This is a genomic window from Nocardia sp. NPDC049737 (genome assembly GCF_040674755.1).
In the GTDB taxonomy this organism is placed as follows: domain Bacteria; phylum Actinomycetota; class Actinomycetes; order Mycobacteriales; family Mycobacteriaceae; genus Nocardia.
In genome coordinates this window covers 1-5,153 of record NZ_JBFANH010000083.1, presented here as the reverse complement: position 1 = coordinate 5,153, position 5,153 = coordinate 1, and the positions used below count along the sequence as shown (strand labels likewise).

Genomic DNA, 5,153 nt, shown 5'->3' with positions numbered 1-5,153 from the left:
CACGTGTCTGCTGCCCCTTGGCTTCGCGGGAAGAGACCTTTCCCTTGGCGGGCATCGTTTCCCTTCCCGGTGAGCAACCTGACTCGAGTTGGTTATGTCATGGCCGACACGGCGCTACGCCGGAAGTCGTGGACCATATCATCGCGCGGTTCTGCCTCATCCCGGCCGGGCGGACACGGAGGCGCAGATAACTGACCTGACTCGGTCACAGATTGAGCGCTGTCGGCGATAGAAATAGTACTGCTCGGTTTTATATGGCGAAGTTGTTTCCAGTACGAAGTGGGCCTAGCGCTGCCGCGGGTCATATAGGGCGTGTTCGCGCCCGTGTGCTCGGGTAGGGCGGAGTGGATGAGTGCCCTGCCCGTCTGGCGCGCGTCGCGGTACGGCACCATGACTGATTGAAGTCAGTGAGGCTATTCCACACAACGATCGGATGTGTTAACGTCCTTGTCGTGGCAGCATATCTGCTGGTATATAGCCTGCAGATATAGCATTTAGCTAACGACATCCAATGTGAGTATCTGACGACTCGCATTCGTTCATGATTGATTTGAGTCAGCCTTAGGAGTGGTCGATGCAGAGTCGCGCCGACGCCGCAGAGCTGTCCGAGACCGCGAACGTCAGAACACAGTGGGTCGGCCTGTGGACCTACAGCGATGTATCGCACCTGACGTTGCTCGAGTTGGGCCAGCAGTTGGGCAAACCGTTTTCCGTGATCGCCGATAGCAACCGGTTGGGCGCTGTTGGTCGACTCCGGCAATCACGGCGCGGCGCTCAGGCCGAGCACTGTGATCACCTCTGCTGCGATCGTCATGGCGCTCATCAAGGTACGCATCATCTTTCGGGAATTCATGGAGGTGCGGCGCGCTCCAGCATTGTTGTGCCGCCTCACGGATCTGTGGGTCTTGCTGATCGCCGCAAGCCTGCTCGGCAGCTATTACGTCGGCCTCGCGGTCCGGTAGTGCGCGGAACCCATGGCGGCGGTCCTCGGCCACGACACGCCGACCGGTCCGATATGAACCGCAAATCTGCCGAACTGGCAGAGAGGAACCGATGACATATTGTCTTCGACCCGGAGATCGCCGGTGTTGTTGCGATGATGCCGGACGTCGATGTCACCGACTTGCCCGACGCAGAATCGGGTGAAGGTGGCACTCGCCGAGATCTTCGGCGAGCCCGATAACCGCGGTGTGACGGTTCGAGAACTCGCCGTCGGCCCGGTCGGCGCGCCCGATATCCGGCTGAGCTCTTACCTTCCGCACCGCCGGGCCGGAGCCGCCGGGATTCTCGACGCGCGTTTGTCGACACTCCGGTATGGCGTTGGGCGGCAAGGGCTCAGCTATGCGCAGCGATTGGTGCAGGCAGGGCGTCACCGTCGAGCCGCATCTGTATCCAGGCACGTTCTACGCCAACACGAAAGATGAAGGTAGAAGATATGACGAGTGTTGGGATTGTGACCGGTGCTGGCCGGGGGATGGGGCTGGCATGTGCCCAGCGTCTGGTCGATACGGTCGACGTCTTGTTGCTTGTCGACCGGGACGAGCAGACTGTGGGCACGGCGGCCGAGGAGCTGTCGGCGACGGTGCGCGGAACCGTCGAGCCATTCGTGCTCGACATTACCGATGATGCTGGATTGCCCCGTCTTGCCGACCGCGTCAACGAACTGGGCACGCTTCGGGCGGTTGCTCATGCGGCGGGTATCTCGCCAACGATGGCTGACTGGCGTCGTGTATTCACCGTCGATCTGGTCGGAACCGCGATGCTGGTGGAGGTGCTTCGGCCGCTCGTCACAGCGGGTACCGCGATAGTGTGTTTCGCGTCGATAGCGCCGACAATCGGCGTAGCCGAGCGAAATCCCGCCGTCGACGCGATCCTTGATGCGCCGCTGGATGTGCGGCTACTCGACAGGATCCACGGCGAGCTGGGGGCGGACGTCGAATTCACCGGGATGGCCTATGTGTGGGCCAAACATGGCGTACGACGCTTCGTGCAGCAGGAGGCGGTGCGGCTCGGTCCATTGGGCGCCCGAATCTGCTCGGTGTCGCCGGGAATCATCGATACACCGCAAGGACGCCTCGAGGCGGCCAGCAATCCGCTAATGGCCACAATGGTTGAGCGCACGCCGCTAGGTCGGGAAGGGCGTGCCGAAGAAGTGGCGGCCGCGGTGGCCTTCCTACTGTCGGATGAAGCGAGCTTCGTCAATGGCGTCGACCTGCTGGTGGACGGCGGTATGAGCACCGCTGTCCTCCGGCTGGCCGGAAGGTGACGGCTATGACCGACACTGTCCTTCGGGGCGGTCCGCCAGATCGGCCATGTCGTAATGGTGCACTCTCGCGCTTGCCCTGCTCATTCCGGTAGCTGGAGAATCCGTCGTGTCAGATGCAGGAGATGTTTTCGCAGCGTGTCATCGTCGAGTTCCACCACGAGGGGATGGACTGCGGCCCCAGCGATGGCGGCCGAGAGCATCGCGGCCGGCACTCGCATGTCTGCTCCCGCGTGCTCGCCGGCCAGCACGGTATAGAGGCGCTCGATCAACAGCTGGAACGGCTCGTGTTCAGCCAAGAATCGGATCATTATCGGATCGTTCTGTAGTACGCCGACCAGCCGTCGACGCTCGACGGCGAGATCGATCACCCGGCTGAGAAGTATTTCGCGCGCTCGCAGACTGTTGTCCTCGGCCTCCGCGGCAACGATCGCGTCCGCCAATCCCGCCAATTCGGTTTCGACCACCGCGAGGACAATGTCGTCCTTGCTCTTGAACTGGTGGTACACAGCCGCTTTGGTGACGCCGAGTGCATTGGCGATCATTTTCAACGACGTGCCGCTGACGCCGTGACTGCCGAACAGTTCGTGTGCAGCCTTAATGGTGCGGTTCTGCGCGGCACTGTATTTGCCGCGTGCTGCGGTGATTGTGCTATCGGCGGGATTCACACCTCGACTATAGCCGATCGGCTAGTAGACCCTTGCGTCTCGACTAGCTGATGGGCTAGCCTCTATCGAGATAGCCGATCGGCTAGTTGCGGTCGATATCAACTGCTCTGTGGTGCATGTGCCGGGCCGGCTCAGAAACATGCGCGCGAGCAGCGACAACTCGATATGGCTCGGTCCGCGCTCGCCGATCAAGGCGATCGAAAAACGGACGAGCACCCCGAACCTCTCGTCTCGTGCGGCCGTCTCCATCGGTACGCATAACCTTGCGCGTTTGAAACCAGGCTCGATGCCGCCCCGGGAAAGCCCAGTTAAAGAAAAGACCGCTTTCGGGTCGGCCAACACTATGAGATTTATCCGATCAACGTTGCTTGTTCTCTAGGAGCACCCATGTCCACCGTGACCGATCCGACGCCGGACGACACCGAGAAAACCGCCGATTCCGGACAACTGGCCGGTGCGTCGACGGCACGGATAATTGCTGTGCTAGCTGCGATCGTGCTGTTTACTGAAGTGGTCCCGCTGCAATACTTCATGGTATCCGTGGCGCTACAGAAGATGACATCGTCTTTTCCGAATGTCGGCGCAAACATCAATTGGACCATCATCATCCTCGGCCTGGTCGGCGCGTCGGCAACCCCGTTGCTCGCGAAAATGGCCGATATCTGGGGTAAGAAGCGGATTTTCATTCTTTGCGGCTTGTTCTTCATCGTCGGATGCTTGATCGATGCGCTGACCCATAGCTGGACTTGGTTTCTGATCGGGCGTGGGTTGCAGGCGTTCGCAATCGCCACGCAGGCCATTTCGTGGGCGTTGGTCCGAGATCTGCTGCCGCGTAAATGGGTTCCCATCGGGCTCGGCGTGACGGCCACCGGAATGGGATTCTCCGGGGTGCTGGCGCCAATCGTTGCAGGGTATCTGGTCGACCATTACGACTGGCGCATGATGTTCTGGGTTCTCGGCGTTTTCACGCTGATCATGGTGCCGATCGTCATGATCGTGGTGCCGGAGTCCACGCGGCGGGTGAAGGACCGTATCGATCCCGTTGGCGCGGTACTGCTTTCGGTTGGTGTGGCGCTGACGCTGATCTATCTGGACAAGGGACAGGACTGGGGTTGGGGTCGTCCCACCACGTTCGCATGGCTGATAGCCGGTCTGGCACTGCTGGTAGCCTTCTACGTCGTCGAAGCCCGGATCAGCAGGCCGCTGGTGGACGTCAAACTGCTCAGTCAACCCAAGGTCAGCCTGGTATTGCTGATGGGGCTGCTCGGTGTCGGGATCCTCGCGGTGCAGTCCTACGCGCTGGGGTACATGACGCAGACTCCGAGCCAGGACCAGCTGCACGGCATAGTCAGCCAGGGCGTGGTCGACAAGGCGCATGAAATGGTGGGCGTCAATTTGCCTCTTTCCGCTGTCCAACTTCACTTCGATCCCGGGTACACCTATGGCGACGGGTTCACCCTGATGCAGTACGCCCTGCACATCGGCATTGTCGCCGGGTTGGTCGGTATGATCTTCGGTCCCCTCGGTGGATACCTGACGACCCGAGTCGGCGGCCGGATCGTCGCGATCATGGCTCTCGCGATCATGACCGGGACTGGCATCGGATATGCGTTACTGCCTTACAGTTGGACCACCTACGCCATCCTGGCAGCGGTGTTCGGAATCGGATTCGGCTTCCTCTATTCATCGGTTCCCATTCTCGTCACCGAGGCCGTTCCGCCAGAGCAACACGCCATCAGCTCCGGTATGCTCGGCGTCACGTTCAGCATGGGTACATCTATTGGCCTCGCGATCGTCACAGCATTGTTGAACAACAGTCCCGTCAAGGCGCAGATCAACGTTATGGGCAATAAGTTCACCCAAGTCATTCCCCAGGTCTTCGCCGATCGCGGCTACTCGTTGGGATTCTTGGTGATGAGCGGCTTCAGCTTCATCGCCTTGCTGATCGCGGTGTTCATGCGCCACGGCCGCAAACCGGCTACCGGTGGCATCGAAGCAATGACCGCTGGCCACTAGCCGTCGATAGCCGGCCTGGCCGCGCACGGCTTGATCTTGCCCTATCTCAAATTCCTTCCACCGCAGGTGTTTCCCATGTCGATGAGCGTTTCGTCCTGCCACGCCGGTCCTGACCAGGTTGCCACGTACACCTGTCACGAGCTGATGGCGTCGGCGCTCGACGGCGGCGGGCACTCGGACGCGACCCGGCGTCTGGAGATCGCCGC

Annotated in this window: 4 protein-coding genes; 3 read left to right on the top strand and 1 reads right to left on the bottom strand. The window is 60.8% G+C overall.

Translation table 11 applies throughout. From position 1 onward, the window contains the following. Positions 1-740 precede the first annotated feature (740 nt). Positions 741-962, top strand: coding sequence for a cytochrome C oxidase subunit IV family protein (locus AB0J47_RS42030; RefSeq protein ID WP_364360229.1), 222 nt, complete (start codon positions 741-743; stop codon positions 960-962). A 473-nt stretch (positions 963-1,435) separates the two neighbouring features. Beyond that, on the top strand, positions 1,436-2,266 hold the full coding sequence (locus AB0J47_RS42025; protein WP_329406796.1) for an SDR family oxidoreductase: 831 nt from the start codon (positions 1,436-1,438) through the stop codon (positions 2,264-2,266). 80 nt (positions 2,267-2,346) lie between these two features. On the opposite strand, the gene AB0J47_RS42020 is transcribed toward AB0J47_RS42025, so the two are convergent. After that, positions 2,347-2,931, bottom strand: coding sequence for a helix-turn-helix domain-containing protein (locus AB0J47_RS42020; protein ID WP_329406798.1), 585 nt, complete (start codon positions 2,929-2,931; stop codon positions 2,347-2,349). Positions 2,932-3,318: 387 nt separating this feature from the next. On the opposite strand from AB0J47_RS42020, the gene AB0J47_RS42015 reads away from it, so the two are divergent. Next, complete coding sequence (locus AB0J47_RS42015) at positions 3,319-4,947, top strand: MFS transporter (protein WP_329406801.1); 1,629 nt, start codon at positions 3,319-3,321, stop codon at positions 4,945-4,947. Positions 4,948-5,153: the final 206 nt, after the last annotated feature.

Bases quoted from the DNA above. Each gene is read 5' to 3' on its own strand.
- AB0J47_RS42015 (WP_329406801.1), top strand. From the start codon at position 3,319: ATGTCCACCGTGACCGATCCGACGCCGGACGACACCGAGAAAACCGCC.
- AB0J47_RS42025 (WP_329406796.1), top strand. From the start codon at position 1,436: ATGACGAGTGTTGGGATTGTGACCGGTGCTGGCCGGGGGATGGGGCTG.